The sequence below is a fragment of the Maribacter sp. 4G9 genome (genome assembly GCF_002742265.1).
In the GTDB taxonomy this organism is placed as follows: domain Bacteria; phylum Bacteroidota; class Bacteroidia; order Flavobacteriales; family Flavobacteriaceae; genus Maribacter.
This window is the reverse complement of record NZ_MDGL01000156.1, coordinates 1-16,463: the sequence shown is the minus strand read 5'-3', so window position 1 is coordinate 16,463 and position 16,463 is coordinate 1. Positions and strand designations below refer to the sequence as shown.

Here is a 16,463-nt window from a genome sequence, read left to right as displayed (position 1 = left end):
ATAATTATCCTGGATTGAACGCATTATTTTGTATTTTTAAGCAAACGGGATGTAAGGGTGTTTTTCCAAAGTAATTTGGTTAGACCATTTTCATTCCTCTTATTTAAAGTATGCTGAAAAGTTTTATTAAACGCATTGGAGTGATGAACTTTATCGTGCTCCTCGTCGTTCTCTCCATTATTATCGTCTCCGAAGTCATGTTTTTACAAGGACAAAAATTGGAAGCGATTTTTATAGCATTTTGGGCACCTACCATTTTGGGCTTTATGAACTATTTAAAGTTTAGGAAGTAGTGGAGGTAGTATTGGTGTATTCCATTATTGTTGGGATAGTTTTTGTCCTATGGGTGTATTTTGTGATACGCATGTATCACAAATTAAAGGATTAAGCCTATTCATAGGTTTCCTCGCCCTTTAGACTCAGTACGCTCTTCGCACTTTTTCGAACATATGCCTCCACGATTCTTTGGGTCTCCAAGGTATTTCTTTGCCTGGTAAGATAGGCTTCAAAATTATCCTGGTTGAAGAGCGGGGTATCTTTGGGAACATAGCCGTACCCCATATATAGGTTTTCTTGTACGAGTACAAAACTGTTCTCTTCCGGGTTCCTGCCCTTTAATTTTATGACGTAATCTGATTTTGCCTCGCCCAGGGATCGTATGGCAATACCTACACGCTCATTGTACGTTTCCAAATGACCGATATCCGAACAGATACCTATGCAATTCTTTATCCTAAAATGTGAACAGGTATCCACGTGGTCCTGCAAATGACAGTATTTTGGACAGAGTCCAAAGCTTTCGCACAAGGTTTCCATAAAGGCCCTACATTCGGGAATACTGTATAGAACCAGCAGCGGATTGGGTGCCATGTTGATTTTGTTATAGGCCAAATGTATGATCCCGTTTCGGTCCTCATAACTGAAAATGGCATACTGCTGTATTTTTCGTTTTTGGGCGCGGTTGAATTTGGGATAATGTCTTTTGATTTCTGCCGATTCCAATAGCAGCGCGATTAATTCGTTTCCTGTTTCCTCAAAGTCCAAGTAGGCCGTTTCCGAACACAAGGAAATTTCCTTGGTGGATTTATCATAAAAGTGGCCCAGTACCCTTTTTTTAATGTTTATGGCCTTTCCAACATAGATAATCGTCCCTTTTGAATCCTTAAAATAATAGATGCCCGGTGTGGAGGGCAATTTCTGGAACTCGGATTTGGGTAGGGAAGGGGGCAAGGTAATTTCCTGTGATCTGGCGTTTAAAAAGGACTTAAAAACGGTGTCGGCATCGTGGGTCCGTAACAGTTTGTGGAACAAAAGCATGGTGGCATGGGCATCCCCACGCGCCCTGTGCCTGTCAGATAGTGGTATCCCTATGGATGAACACAATTTACCAAGACTGTAGGAATGATAACCGGGGAGTAGTTTTCTGGACAACCTAACTGTGCACAACTTCTTTCTTGAAAACTCCATCCCAATGAGTTGCAGTTCATTTTTTATGACATTGTAATCAAAGTTTACACTGTGTGCCACAAAAATGGCACCTGATGTAATTTCTAGTATTTTGGGAGCAATCTCTTCGAGCTTCGGGGCGTTCCTGACCATATCATTATCTATGCCTGTTAGTCCGGTAATAAAGAAGGGAATATCACATTCCGGATTTACCAAGGTGGTAAACTCATCTACCACCTCATTCCCATCGTATTTAAAAATGGATATTTCGGTAATCCTATTACCCTTGATTCCGTTGCCGGTGGTTTCTATGTCTACGATGCAGTACAAAATAGCGATTGAAAAAGACCACTTTAAAGTTAGTTCAATTTACTGAAAGGGGAATGGAGCTTGGTTGTGAAATACTTATTTCGACCTTTCCAAATGTACGATAATGGATTTGCTGATGGGCGTATTGCTTTTATCCGCATAATGGTTGTGGGGCACCACCATATTGGCTTCCGGGAAATAGGCTCCCAGATTCCCTTGCGGGATATTATAAGGGACGATCAAAAATTTTTGAGCACGTCGCTCTACCGCATCATAGTTGCTGACCAGGTCCACGATGTCCAAGGTGTTATAGCCGAATCTTTCCATATCCTTTTGGTTCATGAAAAGCACACGGCGTTCGTTCGTAACACCTCTGTAGCGGTCATTGAGACCGTAGATAGTGGTATTGAACTGGTCATGGGAACGTATGGTCATCAATAAAAACTCATGGGGTTTCAAATCGTGTGCCGCTAAGTTGCAAATACTGAACTGGGCCCTACCGTTTTTCAGTTTACTGAAATCGAGTTGCCTAACGTTGTTGGGTAGGTAATAGCCCGTTCCTTTGGACGCTTTTTGAACCGATTCGAATCCCTTCAACGTTTCGGACATCTTTTGTCTGATACCATCATAATCCTTGCCCAAATCTTCCCAAGCTACCGGATGCTGGTTTTTGAAATAGGCCTGGGCAATGCCCCCGATAATTTCAGGCTCACTTTTTAAATGTTCCGATTTTGGTTGCAGTACGCCTTTGGTTCTGTGTACTTTCCCCATACTGTTTTCAACGGTCAGGAATCGGTCCTTACCATTATGATTGTCTTTTTCGGACCGACCCAACGTGGGTAAGATCAAGGCCGTTTTTCCCGTAACCAAGTGACTCCTGTTCAATTTGGTACTAATCTGTACGGTAAGTTCACAGTTTTGAAGCGCTTCCGCGGCATATTGCGTGTCCGATATGGCGGAAACAAAATTTCCACCCAGGCCGACAAACACCTTGGCCTTTTCTTCGTGCATGGCCTCCAAGGCCTTTACGGTATCCAACCCTTCCTTGATTGGAGGTGCAAAACCAAAAACACCTTCTATAGACTCATTCAGTTCTTTAGAAACGTGATGCATAATACCCACCGTGCGATCTCCTTGTACATTGCTATGTCCCCGGACCGGACAGGTCCCTGCGCCTGGTTTACCTAAACTTCCCTTACTAAGTAATAGATTTACACATTCCTTGATATTGTCCACGCCATTTTTGTGTTGGGTAAGTCCCATAGCCCAGCAAATGATGATTTTGTTTTTTTCCGATAAAAGGGAAACAGCTTCGTCAATGATGTCCTCATGGATTCCACATCGTTCCAAAAGTTCATCCTCCTTGTGGCGATCTAGGTCCTTCAGGAAACTATCAAATCCTTGGGTATAGGTTTCGATAAAGTGGTGATCGAACACTTTTTTCCCGCTATTTTCCAGATGGGCCAACTTTTTCATGATCAGTTTTAGCAAGGCAACATCTTCATTGATTTTCACCTGAAGATGGATATCCGTCAATGAGGTGCCCTTTGTGATACCTGTTAGGGATTGTGGATCTTTAAACCGAATCAATCCGGCCTCTGCCAAGGGATTGATACTGATGATTTTTCCACCGTTCTTTTTACACTTTTCAAGTGCGGAAAGCATTCTGGGATGATTGGTCCCCGGGTTCTGCCCCATAACGACAATCACTTCCGCCGCATCAAAATCCTCCAATTTTACAGACCCCTTTCCAATGCCTAAGGTTTCGGACAAGGCGACCCCGCTACTTTCATGGCACATGTTGGAACAGTCCGGCATGTTATTGGTGCCAAAGGCACGCACGAATAGTCCGTATAGGAAGGCAGCTTCGTTACTGGACCGCCCCGAAGTATAGAAAATAGCTTCGTCCGGGGATTCCAAGGATTTCAGATATTGGGCAACTGCATGAAAAGCGGCGTCCCAGGAGATGGGTTCGTAATGGATACTTCCTTCCCTTAAAATCATAGGTTGGGTCAATCTACCGCTCTTACCAATTTTAAAATCTGACCAAGTTGAAATTTCCTCGACACTGTATTTTTTAAAAAAATCGGCGTCTACCTTTTCGTAGGTGGCCTCCTCTGCAAGGGCTTTTGCCCCATTTTCGCAATATTCCCCAAGATTGGAAGGTTTTTCCGGGTCCGGCCAGGCGCAACCCGCACAATCGAATCCGTCTTTTTGGTTCATTTTGGAGAGTGTGCCCAAGGCTTCCAAAGCTCCCATTTCCTTGAACGTATGTTGTAGCGCAACCTTAATGCCGGGAAATCCTGCGGCAAATTCTTTGGATTCTGTAAGTGTGATGCCGGTAAACCGAGTGTCACCGGTAAGGGAAATATTTCGTTTGAATGGGGAGGCCATACATGATTCTTTCCCACTAAGGTATTATAAAGATTGGAAAAGAAGTGTCGCCAACACTGTTGTTGTTACGCCAAACGGATGGTGAGGGAAATTAGTTGGAATCCTCCACGGCCTCTATTTCTACAAACCGCTCATTACTATTTTGATCAAATACCTTTACGCTGTCCTTAATGACAAATTCAGAAACCAAATCAGTTTCCTTGTTACAGGAGGTTGAAAAAATCAGCATAACAAAAACAAGCAACGCTAGGGTAGGGAACTTGAAAAGGCGTATTTTCATTTAAATTGCTATGGGTAAATGAATATTTGGCTAAATGGGTCGGCCAAAAATAGATTTTGAATTTGTTTTCACGATTAAAAGAGCAATTTTTTCGATGAAATGCACACCAAAAGTTATTAAGACAAATTGTTAATAACTTTTAATGCGGGTAATAAGGTAATACACCAAAACAGGATAAAATATTAAAAAAAGGAAAAATGAACTATAAAATACCATTGCTTCTGCTCCTAATGTGCATGGGAAGTGGCCAAGTAAGGGCACAACAAGAAGAAACCAACATCGTGCTGATCACCTTGGACGGTTTTCGTTGGCAAGAACTTTTTACCGGTGCAGATTCGCTTTTGGTGGCCAATAGTGATTATGTGCAGGATACGACGGATTTAAAACGGTTGTTTTGGAAGAAATCTTCTGGAGAGAGAAGGAAGGCCCTACTGCCATTTATTTGGAACGAGGTGCCAGCTATGGGGCAGATATATGGAAATAGGAGTTTGGGAAATAAGGTGGATTTGACCAATTCCATGTGGTTTTCCTACCCGGGATATAATGAGATATTGACCGGAAGGGCGGATGATGAGAAAATTACAAGCAATGACATAGTGCCAAACCCCAATAGGACCATTTTGGAAATAGCCAACGAAGACCAAAGATATCAGGGTAAGGTGGCGGCCTTTGGTAGCTGGGATGTTTTTCCCTATATCATTAATGAGGAACGGTCAAGGGTTCCGGTCAATGCAGGTTTTGATCTGGCCCATGGTGATTCCCTAACTGATAGGGAGCAATTCCTGAACGAATTGCAACCCAAGGTGCCCAGTCCATGGGGTTCCGTGAGATTGGACGCTTTTACACATCATTTCGCACTCGAAGAAATGAAAAAGAACCATCCAAAACTGACATATATCGCCTATGGGGAAACGGACGATTTTGCCCATGATGGGGATTACGGCGCTTATTTGAAATCGGCCCAAACCACCGATATGTTCATTAAGGAGTTATGGGATTATACCCAATCCGATTCGGTATATAAGGACAATACCCTGTTTTTGATTACTTCGGACCATGGCCGGGGCTCTGTGCCGTTGGATACCTGGAGAAGTCATGGCTCCGATGTACTAGGAGCGGGAAGTGTATGGTTGATAGCCTTTGGAAAGGGTATAACGGCCAAAGGGGAAATAAGGTTAAAGGAACAGTTGTATAGCAATCAGATAGTGCCAACCCTACTTGAAATTTTGGGTCTACCTATAGATGCATCCATAATTAAGGGAGAGGTTTTTGATTTCACTGAACGTTGATTTATAGGTTTTGCAAATGCTTTTTGAGTAAAATCAACAGAGGTTGTAATTACAGATTTACTTGAATTTCTCGAACTTTGAGAGCTTGTTCCCGCAATAAATTCTGGAAAATAACAACAGTTCTTTCTTGGTATTCCTCTGGAATTCTGCCTCCGATCATCCAATTTTTTTTGATAAACCGCTTGTCGTTCAATTTAAACTCATTGCAAAGGCAAGTGAGGGCAGCCTCGCGCGTGGAGTCGTTCATGTTACTGAACATGGTCTTAATATTTTTTATCATCGGTATGGATGGTCGATTTCCAAATATAAATAAATATTAAAACCATAGCCCTCTTTTTAATCAACAGGTTTTTAACATAGTTGCCTCCTATGGGATTACAAGTGGTTGGTTTGAAAGCGGTACTCGTTGTCAATCAAGATACATAAGGTTTTAAATACTTCGATTTTGTCCAATTATTAAATTTGTGCTCGAACACATTTTTTGTATCATTGCTACGTTGATGATGTACCTTCCAAATCAATTAGTTTCTGGTATTAAACCAATACGTTGAGCAAATTCAAAGAGATTGGAATTTTGATAGATAAAGAAATAAAAATAGTGGCACCGGGTAGAACTTGCCTTTTTGGGGACCATCAGGATTACTTGGGACTTCCCGTAATTGCCTGTGCCATTGATCGCCATATTTTTCTGAACGCCACGCGCAACGATTCCAAAGTTTTTAGGATTCGGATGCAGGATATCGATTCCAAAAGGGATATTCCAATTTCGGAGGAATTCCGGTCTTTGGAGGCCCGGGATTATTTCGCCTCGGCACTTCGCGTTTTAAGACGTGAGGGGTGTCTCCCAAACAGGGGCTACGATGTGGATATTACAGGGAATATCCCCATTAATTCCGGGAATTCCAGCTCCTCGGCGGTTCTTTTGGCATGGATTTATTTTTTGATAGAGGCTTTTGGTATTGACAGACCGGTCGATCGGGAGTTTTTGGCGGAGCTGGGATACAGGGCCGAAATCTTGGAGCATAGGGAACCTGGTGGCATGATGGACCATTTTAGTATTGCCATGGGCGGGGTTGTCCATATCAAAACAGAGGCACCTTTTGAATGCAGTACCATCGGTTCTAAATTGCATGGAATGGTGACAGGGGTATCTGGGGTTCCCAAGGAAACTGTGGGGCTTTTGGGAAGGGTTAAGGGAAATGCCCAAAAGGCCATTCAAATAGTTTCGGATAAATTCAATGATTTTAATATTCACAAGGCCACCATTTTGGACCTAAAAAAATATGGTCCCCTACTGCCGTTGGATTTGGTGCCTTATTTTGAGGCGGCCATCGAAAATCACCATATTACACAAATGGCCTTGTTGGAATTTCAAAAACCGAATCTGGATTTACAGGAAATTGGTAAGTTGATGACCGCCCATCACTCCTTATTGAAGGATAAATTAAAAATTACCGTCCCCAAAATCGATGTCATGATCGATGCCGTTTTGAAACAGGGTGCCTACGGGGCTAAAATTGTGGGCTCCGGTGGTGGCGGTAGTATCGTGGTGCTAACGAAACCTGGTACTGAAACTAAAATTGTTGACGCACTGCTGTCCGTTGGCGCCAAGGAAGCATATACCATACAGGTCGACCCCGGGTTGCGCGTCCAAAACACGACCCATTCTAATAATTAAAACCGTATCGCAATGAACTCAAAATCCAGAAGAAATTTTATTAAATCCGCCTCCATAGCGGCCACAGGAACGGCCCTTTGGCCACAATTTTCAATGGGAATGCATTTTTCCGCGCAAAAGCTCCGTGTTGGTATGATCGGTGTCGGATTGCGTGGCACCAATCACCTTAGAAATTTATTGATGCGGGACGATGTACTTGTTACCGCTATCTGCGACGTAGATCAAGCCCGAACGAAAATTGCCCTGGATATGATTTCCGAAAAGGGCGATACCAAGCCACAGGTTTTTGGAAAGCACGATTTGGACTATAAAAATCTTTTGGAAAGCAAGGAAGTGGATGCGGTTATCATTGCGACCCCTTGGTTATGGCACACCCGCATGGCCAAGGATGCCATGCAAGCGGGCAAGTACGCCGGCTTGGAAGTTTCAGCCGCAAATACCATGGAGGAGTGTTGGGATTTGGTGAATACCCATGAGAGCAGCGGTACCCATATGATGATCTTGGAGAACGTAAACTATAGGAGGGATATCCTGGCGGTTCTAAATATGGTCCGTCAGAATGTTTTTGGTGAATTGGTTCATTTTAGATGTGGTTATCAGCACGATCTAAGGGGCGTTAAGTTCAATGATGGAAAGGAAGCCTATGGTGTAGGGGTGGAATTTGGGGAAAAGGGAATTTCCGAAGCAAAATGGCGTACCCAACATTCCTTGTTAAGGAATGCCGATGTATATCCTACCCATGGAGTAGGGCCCATAGCCGCTATGTGCGATATCAATAGGGGGAATCGATTTGTGTCCCTTACCTCCCACGCCACCAAGGCAATTGGCTTGCATAATTATATTGTGGCAAAGGGCGGGGAAGATCATCCAAATGCCAAGTTGAAATGGAAACAAGGGGATGTTATTACCACCACGATCGATACTTCCAATGGCGAGACCATAATTGTTACCCATGACTGTAACCTACCAAGACCATATTCCTTGGGCTTTAGGGTACAGGGTGCCAATGGTCTCTGGGAAGTGGATGGCAACCGAATGTATGTTGAGGGACAATCAGAGCCTCACAAATGGGATGCGGCGGATGAATGGTTAAAAAAATATGACCATCCTCTTTGGGTAAAATTTGGTGAATATGCCAGCGGGGCGGGTCATGGAGGCATGGACTTTTTTGTGATAAACGCCTTTGTGGAATCTGCCAAAGCGAATATTGCACCGCCCATGGATGCTTACGATGCCGCAGCTTGGAGTGCCATTACACCCTTGTCCGAACTATCCATTGCCAATAATGGCGAACCCCAGGATTTTCCTGATTTCACGAGGGGCAATTGGGTAAAAAGGAAACCTTATAATTGGATGAAGGACACTTTTTGAATCCCAGTTTTCTCAACTATTAAAATAGTTTAAGAATTTTTATTGGCACCGTCAAAGGGTTTAATACTCCGAGGCTTGCCTCGAAATTAAAAATTTGTTTCCTGCGAATGCCTCGTGGGCTTTCCCCGAGGTAGTTTACTTAGGTGGCTTTTATCTAGGGGATTTTTCTCCTAATAAATCCGCTTGTTTCTAATCGCTAAAACTAATCCTTTCTCTGATTTCCCCGTTCTCCCTGTGAATGATGACATCCGCATTATATTTCCGTGCCAATCTTTTTGCTTTTTCCAAGGCCGTACGCTGTTTTTGGTGCTTGCTGGTAATGCGCTTATTTCCTTCGCGGCGAACGGCCCAACCATCTTCGTAAGGAACCACATGTTGGTGCCAGGTCCTTGTTCTATTGAGGCTTCGGGAGCTATTAAAAAAGACTTCCAGGAGTTCGATTAGAGTACGTGCAATGGATTTTTCCGAGGGCATTCTGATTTTTTTTTTGATTGTACCTAAGATAGCATTAATACTTAATCCTACCATTTTTTACATATTTGCTTGCACGACTTCCTAAAATACGGTGAAGCAGAAAGCCACCATTAAGGTGGCTTTCAATTAGTGGAAGTCAGATTTTTATTTTTTAATGCTAATACAAAAACAAAAGATTCTGGTCCATTGGTTAAACACTTAGTTCTTCATACTTGCTGTACTGTAAGGATGCATTTGCCCCATTTTTCTTTTTCTTGACCCAAATCAATTGATTTGGTTTCCAGAGTAACTCATCATTTTTTTCGGGATCCATGATGATAAGGTGAAGCCATTCATTGGCAATCAAGGATTTTAACGATTCGTTTTTATCCAATATCTTGTTCACTCTTTTAAGTGGGGCATTGATCACTACGGTCAGCCTTAATGGTGGGTGATACGGGGTATCCTTTTCATCATAAAGGGATTCCCAAGGCAACCCACGTTTTAGGTCGCCCCCATTGCCCTGTACCACGCCAAATTTTCCAGTGATGTTATGAGAGGTCTTTGTTCCTGCACCAAAAGCGTCATTATCCACGGTGGAGAAGTAATAATGGTTGTTTATCCATTGGGTGACGACCATGGGCCCTTGCATGATGGCTTCTAGAGCCTTTCCTTCAGGATCGGTTTGCCACTCGTAGGAGTGGAGAAAGCATCGCCCGTCCAGATTGTGGTTTTGCGTCAATTTTCTTGGGCCAATGACGAAACTGGCGTTTTTGGCAAGTCCCCATTCCGGTCTTGTTTCCCCCCAATTGCTTGCATTCAATTGAGCTTGGGAGACACTGTTTTTGGTTCGTCCCAATCTTTCCTGCGTTGCAGAAATCTGGGCGTTTTTCAGGTTTATCTTGAGATTTTCCAAGGCTTGATGGTGCGATCGAGGTTCATCGGCATCAAAAAGCACGATCTCATCAGTCGTGGTATTGTGTTCGGCTCCCATAAAATAGGTCGATTCGGGAATATTTACGCCGTGCTGTTTGGACAGTACTTCCCTGACCTCCATATCATTGGCAAGTTTTGCCAACATCCGTGCATTGTGCCTTCCCGGGGTTGCCGCGCAGGCACCACAGTCCAGACTGGAACCAAAGGGGTTGTTGGCAGAATGGCTTCCATGGCCCGCGAAGACCACAAGAGGAGCAAAGTCTTTCCAGCCCATTAGGTCGAATGCCGATTTAACGATAGCTACTTTTTCGGTCAGGGGGATAGAAACGTTTTTAGACTCTTTGTAGTCCGAATTATGTATGTCTGGAGTACAAAGCGCTTCATATACATTCCTATTCTTATTGTTCCAACCGTAAATCGTTTTGGAAAATAGTGTCCGTGCCGTAAGGTTAAGTCCGTAAAGAAATCCTGAACCTTCCACAAACCCAAAGGTGGAAGGCAACATATTCTTCATCCGCTTTAGAAAATAGTTCCAAGAGGAACGTACCTCATTTTTGTGGTCCAGATGATTTTTGGAAGCTTCCTTGTCTTCTTTGGTATTTTCCGAAACCAGATAACAGGATTCCAAAATGGGCGGACAGGCTTTTTGTGACAATCCGTTCTTTGGGTTTTCGTAATCCATGGCTATACCAAAGAAACCCGCATACCCAAAAGTTTCATAGTTGCCCTGTAATTCCACATGCCTGCGGATGAGTTCTGACCTAGTATCTATACAGAAAACCATCTGTGCATCGGGTATTGAATCTTCGCTTTTTGAAACGCCGATATCCGACTTTTTTAGGGTCTGTAACAATTCTTTTTGCCAACTTCTTTCCCAAGCCATCAGCCATATATAGTGGAGTTCATTGGTTTGGTCTTTCGTATTGTCCGATATATCCTTATGTACAAGTCCGAATCCCAACTTTTTATTCGCCCAAAGTCGTACGGCCAAATAGTCCTTAAGGTCGATTGGGGCCTCCTGTTGCCAAGCCTTGAGATTGTTCGCTCTGTGTTTTATGTAACCGGTCCATCCCGGCAAGGCCGCTAGATGTTGGGAAAAGGCTTTCAGGATCACTTCTTCGGGCAATCCATCCAACAACATTTTTAGGGCATCATCACTGGTTTTTGGAATCATGGTCAAACGTACAATACCTAAACTATCATCGTACGGTGCCAATTTTCTCCAAGCTTGATAAAATCCTTCCTGCTTATAGGGCATTTCCCATTCCGCCAAACCTTCGTCCATAAAGGAGGAAAGCCACTTTACCATGTAGCGGTCCAACGCATTTTCCTTATACTCCGTTCCCTTAGGGTTCTTTTTTGTCATTAGCTCCAAAGAATACTCAGGAGAATGGGAATACCCTTTCTCCCTTAACATATCCTTTATTTCGGAAATAGCTATAGCTCCGCTATCCAAGGCTTTTTTGTAAACCGCAGCCTTAGGGAACATTTGCGCCCTTAAGAGGTCCCCGGCTTCTTGGGTTGCCTGTAAAAAATGTCGGCCTTCGAAACCACTTAGGGGATTGGAGGTCACAAACGAATAGAGAGGCCATGTGTTTCCTACGTATTCCGTGGCCTTATCTACTAGTATATCGATGTCCAATTGATTCATGGTGTCAGTTTTTAAAATTTAAAAAGGTTTTTTTGGAGGGTTGTGACAAGTCCAGAAGTTTTACATAAAGCCAAGGAATCTTTCTATAGCTTCCAAGTTTCATGATAAAGAACCCCACTAGGAACACAATACCAAATACAATTTGAAAAGGTGTGATTTGGGTTGGTATGGCAATGATTTCCATCCCGGTCATAAAGGTGGTCACCAATTTATAGACAAGGGCATAGACCGCGATTCCTGAAATAAAAAGTACCGGGGACAATACCATTTTCTGCCATCCTTTGAGTGGATTAAGCTTTACGAGATTGTAGGTCATTTGTCCCACTGTGATGGCCGCTATCAGCGTAAGGAATATGCCACTGTCCCAAGTCAATCCTTTTCCGGTGAGTAGGGCAAAAAGGTAAGCGCCCAGTAAGCTGAATATTAAAACGATCAGCCCTTGGTACCATTTTATTCGTATGGATGGCGGGGATTTTGGATGAAGTTTTTCAACCTCTTCCCCGCTGGAGAGAAAAAGGGATGCTTTGTAAAACCCATGTAGGATAAGATGGGTAATGGCAGCATTGAAAAAACCAAGGCCGCATTGCATGATCATAAAACCCATCTGCGCAATAGTGGAACATGCCAAACGTTGTTTCACGTTGACTTGGATAAGTTTTGTAAACTGAGCTACGATGGCCGTAAGCCCGCCAATGATGAGCAGTATATCCAAGGTGTTGGATGCAACAATAATGGGCGCCAACAAGGTTAGAATTATTCCAGACCCGTTCACAAAACCTGCATGCATGAGGGCAGATGCAGGAGTAGGGGCCGTCATGGACGATAGTAACCATTTGTGAAAAGGGAAGATGGCAGACTGGATCAAAACGGCAACAATAATACAGAAAGCCGAAAGCAATAGGATGTATTTTGGAGTTTGTCCAATGGCATCCGTCCAAGCATCCAAGGTCATACTATTGTTATAGGCGGCGGGTAGCAATAGGCCTACCCCCAAAAGAAAACTACCTATTAAAAAGTAATTTCTTGCCAGTCTTTTGGCTTCCTTGGCCTCGTTCCATTCCGTATGAAATCCAATAAGTCTGGACATGACCAGACCCATAAGCGACCAGCCTAATAGTAACAGCAGGATATGCTTGGAAACAATAAAGAACTGTACAGAGAGCGTGAACGCTAGGCATAGTAACATAAATTTAAACCTCTGTCCGCGTTCTTTAAAATAGAATTTGGCGTAGGTGGCAATGATGGCGCTGAAAAAAGATACGGTCACTATAAGAAGCAAGGTGAAACCATTAATTCTAAACAGTTCTCCCCACTGCCATTCTGGAATAATTGGAAAGTGAACCAAGGAAAAAATTAGGTTGGCAAAGAAAATGACCCAAAATAAAACAGGGAATATATCCGTAAGCCAGGTTTTGCCAGTATGCTCGTTTGATGTATTTGTGAAGGTGGTTTGCTGTGGTGTCATCTAACTGTTATTTTATTCCTTCTTTGGCTCTTTCCTCTTCTTGCCCAATATTCTTCATACCACCCAATATGTGAACAAGGGCCGATAACCCAAAAATGAATGCACAAAGAAGTAATTGTTCCATAAAAATAAATTGGTTGAAATAGGAAAGTCCAATGAGTAAAATCATGGCGAGAACACCGAGCAAAGGGAGGACTGTTTTTTTATTTATTTGCATGATTTGATTTTAGAGTTAATGAAAAATTGGAAAGTAGCGGTCTTTAAAATTCGAATGAACTTTAGACTTAGTCGACAAACTTTAAACTGAGAGTACCGTTGATAGAAATGTTGGTGCCTTTGGCACGTGCTTCGTTGATGATTTCCTTTGCCAACTGTTTTTCCTTTATTAATTGCTGAATTCTGTCATCCAATCCGTGTGTATTACATTTATGGTTTCCTTCCCAAACCTGTAATCTTTGGATTTTATGAAAATTGATTTTTTCATCTATCAAGGCCGTAATGACATCGGATGCCTCGCTAGGCGTAAAAGTTCCATCCACTAGTTGGATCGTCTTTAGTTGTTTTTTGACTTTTGGTAATTCTTTAGTTTCCATGATTTTGAATTTTAACATTTTTCAGTGCAAAGATGAAGTATAATTATTATTAAATATTATTTATATTTATAATGATAAACATTAATTAATTTTATGAATTATACATTGCACCAACTTCATATCTTTCTTAAGATAGCTGAATTACAAAGTATTACGAAGGCTTCCGAAGAGTTACATTTAACCCAGCCTGCGGTATCGATACAGCTGAAAAATTTTCAAGACCAGTTTCCAATTCCCTTGACGGAAGTTGTGGGAAGAAGGCTTTTTGTGACGGATTTTGGGAATGAAATAGCCCAGGCGGCAGAGAAAATCTTGAATCAGGTTCAAGAGATCAATTACAGGACTATGGCATTTCAAGGAAGACTTTCCGGTCGATTAAAAATATCGGTTGTTTCTACGGGAAAATATGTGATGCCCTTTTTTATGTCGGATTTTATGAAGGAAAACCCAGGTGTGGACTTGATTATGGACGTTACCAATAAAACAAAGGTAGTGCGAAGTTTGGAAAGGAACGAGGTCGATTTTGCGTTGGTTTCCGTCTTGCCTGATAAGCTCAAAGTTTCGTCGGTGGCGTTAATGCCAAACAAGCTGTTTTATGTGAGCGATTATCAAAGGGAATTGCCTAAAAGTCATACCAAGCAATATCTTTTTGAAAAATTACCCCTCATATACAGGGAACCGGGCTCCGCTACTCGTAATGCCATGGAAGGGTTTATAACTGAAAACCGATATTCCGTCACTAAAAAACTGGAGCTGACCTCCAATGAGGCGGTAAAGCAGGCCGTTATTGCGGGGCTAGGATGTTCCATCATGCCTTTGATAGGCATTAAAAACTCGCTTAGGAACAACGAACTGAGAATCATACCCGTTAAAGGGCTGCCAATTATTACCACTTGGAACCTAATTTGGTTAAAATCTAAAAACCTTTCACCGGCAGCAGTCGCCTTCTTGGACTATTTAACCGAGAAAAAAGAGGAAATCATAAATGAAAAATTTAATTGGATCAAGGATTTTTAATGAATTAGGATCCTTCCTGTTTGTATATTTTGAATTGCCTGATGTTTTGATTTTGAGCGTTTATCTGTGGTGTTCCTTAGTGCCTTCCGTCCTGTAAATGAAAAGCTAATACGCTAGACGCTGGTTTTCCTATTTTATTTTGAAATTTTGACTTTAGTGAAGGAGCGAGCTTGCCGCGCTGGCCTAAGAAGCCCGACGGCGTAACAAAAAAAGCCACCCAACAGGTGGCTTTTGGAGTGGAGCCGGAGGGTCCAGAACTAACCTTTCAAACCGCTATAAAAATGGGCTGTTCAGCTATCCTAAAAATTTATGCTCACCGAATAGGTAACTACTTCCAAAAAAAGCAGGTTCGATTCCTTAAATATCTTCAAATAGGCGCAAACTTCCGGAGTGTGATGTTCGGTTAATCATCATGATTGTTGTCCCAAAAATCGTTCGTTTTATAAGACTGCTGACAATTTTGACTTTAGGCAGACGGAACCACTTTTCATAACGTTCATTCTTGCTCTCGGTGCTTAATTTTTTACTTTTATTTTTACCTTATCCTCGGTCATATTCGAGAATTCATCTTCCGCCGTAAAAATCAATTCGAAATCCCCCTCCTGATTTGGCAAACCTGATAACTTCATGCTTTCACTATCAAATTCCAACCATTCTAATTCATTTTGATTAATACTTAAGGTTAATTCTTTGTCATCTATGTCTTTAAAATAATCTAAGGGAATTTGTAATTCAAGTTGCTCGCCAACCTGCAATGTTATATCAGAAAGCGGATTATAAACAAAAGGCTTAAATACTTTTGAAGTACTTACCCAATAAATATCCGATTCAATTAAATTGAATCCATCGGTTTCTAAGCGAGTAAAAAATAAAAATTTGTTGTCGACACTTACAAATGGCCTTCTCTCCCAATCGACAGTGTTAATCGTTGTGTTTAATGATTTTGGTTCAGTCCAATTTCTATTGGAACCTCTATAACTAATAAAAAGATCTGGAGGGTTGTCATCTGCCACATACCTGCTAAAAACCATATAACTCTCATCAGGGGAAATAAAAATACTCTCTTCATCTCGCTCAGTGCAAACAGAATCAATACGTTCAGCATTTAAATACTCTCCGTTATCCAGTTTTGAAAAATATAAATCGGCCAATCCATTTCCGTTTCGGTTGGACGAAAAATAAATTGTGCCGTCAGATGTCATTGAAGCCGTAGATTCCCTGGCTATTGAACTAATGGGGGCCTCTATTTTTTTTGGATTATCCCAGTGATCATTTTTCTTAGTTATAACCCAAATATTGGTGAGATAATTATCTGTTTTAGAGCTACTTTTTGCAAATAATATGGATTTTCCATCCGCTGAAAAATATGGAAGAAATGCGCTTTCATCTTTTAAAGGAGTAACTAATCAGTGCTGATAAAGTTGTCAATTCATTTGGATCCTACGAAAGATTATCGGATCTTTCGGTTATCGAAAAGGATAAGTTCATATCGGAGTTATTGGTTCGTTTGGAGAATCTTGAGCGTGCGAACCGTCGTTTGGCCGACCGTGTTGTTGAACTTGAGGGACTTTTGGTCAAGTA

General features: G+C 42.1%; 15 protein-coding genes. 5 read left to right on the top strand and 10 right to left on the bottom strand.

Annotated features, from left to right (window positions below; all coding sequences use genetic code 11):
* Positions 1-110: 110 nt before the first annotated feature.
* Positions 111-293, top strand: a complete 183-nt coding sequence (locus BFP75_RS15145; RefSeq protein WP_099546210.1) for a hypothetical protein — start codon at positions 111-113, stop codon at positions 291-293.
* Between the two features lie 97 nt (positions 294-390).
* On the opposite strand, the gene BFP75_RS15140 is transcribed toward BFP75_RS15145, so the two are convergent.
* From BFP75_RS15140 to BFP75_RS15130, 3 genes are all read right to left on the bottom strand, one after another.
* Positions 391-1,776 (bottom strand): exonuclease domain-containing protein, encoded by a 1,386-nt coding sequence (locus BFP75_RS15140; RefSeq protein WP_099546209.1) that lies wholly within the window; start codon positions 1,774-1,776, stop codon positions 391-393.
* Positions 1,777-1,851: 75 nt separating this feature from the next.
* Complete coding sequence (locus BFP75_RS15135) at positions 1,852-4,149, bottom strand: FdhF/YdeP family oxidoreductase (RefSeq protein WP_099546208.1); 2,298 nt, start codon at positions 4,147-4,149, stop codon at positions 1,852-1,854.
* Between the two features lie 91 nt (positions 4,150-4,240).
* Positions 4,241-4,429 carry a hypothetical protein gene (locus tag BFP75_RS15130; protein WP_099546207.1) on the bottom strand — a complete coding sequence of 63 codons (189 nt, stop codon included), beginning with the start codon at positions 4,427-4,429 and terminating at the stop codon, positions 4,241-4,243.
* Positions 4,430-4,626: 197 nt separating this feature from the next.
* Between BFP75_RS15130 and BFP75_RS15125 the strand changes: the two genes are divergently transcribed.
* Positions 4,627-5,718, top strand: a complete 1,092-nt coding sequence (locus tag BFP75_RS15125; protein ID WP_099546206.1) for a sulfatase-like hydrolase/transferase — start codon at positions 4,627-4,629, stop codon at positions 5,716-5,718.
* A gap of 49 nt (positions 5,719-5,767) precedes the next feature.
* Here the strand turns inward: BFP75_RS15125 and BFP75_RS15120 are convergent, their stop codons facing one another.
* The gene (locus BFP75_RS15120) at positions 5,768-5,998 is read right to left on the bottom strand and encodes a hypothetical protein (RefSeq protein ID WP_099546205.1); all 231 of its coding nucleotides are present in this window, start codon (positions 5,996-5,998) and stop codon (positions 5,768-5,770) included.
* A gap of 267 nt (positions 5,999-6,265) precedes the next feature.
* Here BFP75_RS15120 and BFP75_RS15115 point away from each other — a divergent pair, with 267 nt between their 5' ends.
* Both BFP75_RS15115 and BFP75_RS15110 read left to right on the top strand, forming a co-directional pair.
* Complete coding sequence (locus BFP75_RS15115) at positions 6,266-7,396, top strand: mevalonate kinase (protein ID WP_240531807.1); 1,131 nt, start codon at positions 6,266-6,268, stop codon at positions 7,394-7,396.
* A 12-nt stretch (positions 7,397-7,408) separates the two neighbouring features.
* Entirely contained in the window at positions 7,409-8,767 is a 1,359-nt protein-coding gene (locus BFP75_RS15110) for a Gfo/Idh/MocA family protein (protein ID WP_099546204.1), read from the top strand.
* A 189-nt stretch (positions 8,768-8,956) separates the two neighbouring features.
* Here BFP75_RS15110 and BFP75_RS15105 read toward each other — a convergent pair whose 3' ends face one another.
* The 5 genes from BFP75_RS15105 to BFP75_RS15085 all read right to left on the bottom strand — a co-directional run bounded on the left by BFP75_RS15105 (position 8,957) and on the right by BFP75_RS15085 (position 13,865).
* Complete coding sequence (locus BFP75_RS15105; RefSeq protein ID WP_099546345.1) at positions 8,957-9,241, bottom strand: DUF2188 domain-containing protein; 285 nt, start codon at positions 9,239-9,241, stop codon at positions 8,957-8,959.
* Positions 9,242-9,431: 190 nt separating this feature from the next.
* Positions 9,432-11,807, bottom strand: a complete 2,376-nt coding sequence (locus BFP75_RS15100) for a DUF2309 domain-containing protein (RefSeq protein WP_099546203.1) — start codon at positions 11,805-11,807, stop codon at positions 9,432-9,434.
* Between the two features lie 4 nt (positions 11,808-11,811).
* Entirely contained in the window at positions 11,812-13,272 is a 1,461-nt protein-coding gene (locus BFP75_RS15095; protein WP_099546202.1) for a proton-conducting transporter membrane subunit, read from the bottom strand.
* Positions 13,273-13,279: 7 nt separating this feature from the next.
* A complete protein-coding gene (locus BFP75_RS15090) occupies positions 13,280-13,489 on the bottom strand; it encodes a hypothetical protein (protein ID WP_099546201.1) in 210 nt (69 codons plus the stop codon).
* Between the two features lie 67 nt (positions 13,490-13,556).
* Positions 13,557-13,865, bottom strand: coding sequence for a hypothetical protein (locus BFP75_RS15085; protein ID WP_099546344.1), 309 nt, complete (start codon positions 13,863-13,865; stop codon positions 13,557-13,559).
* A 93-nt stretch (positions 13,866-13,958) separates the two neighbouring features.
* On the opposite strand from BFP75_RS15085, the gene BFP75_RS15080 reads away from it, so the two are divergent.
* The gene (locus BFP75_RS15080) at positions 13,959-14,882 is read left to right on the top strand and encodes a LysR family transcriptional regulator (protein WP_099546200.1); all 924 of its coding nucleotides are present in this window, start codon (positions 13,959-13,961) and stop codon (positions 14,880-14,882) included.
* A 515-nt stretch (positions 14,883-15,397) separates the two neighbouring features.
* Here BFP75_RS15080 and BFP75_RS15070 read toward each other — a convergent pair.
* Positions 15,398-16,033, bottom strand: coding sequence for a putative Ig domain-containing protein (locus BFP75_RS15070; protein ID WP_165776614.1), 636 nt, complete (start codon positions 16,031-16,033; stop codon positions 15,398-15,400).
* Between the last annotated feature and the right edge of the window lie 430 nt (positions 16,034-16,463).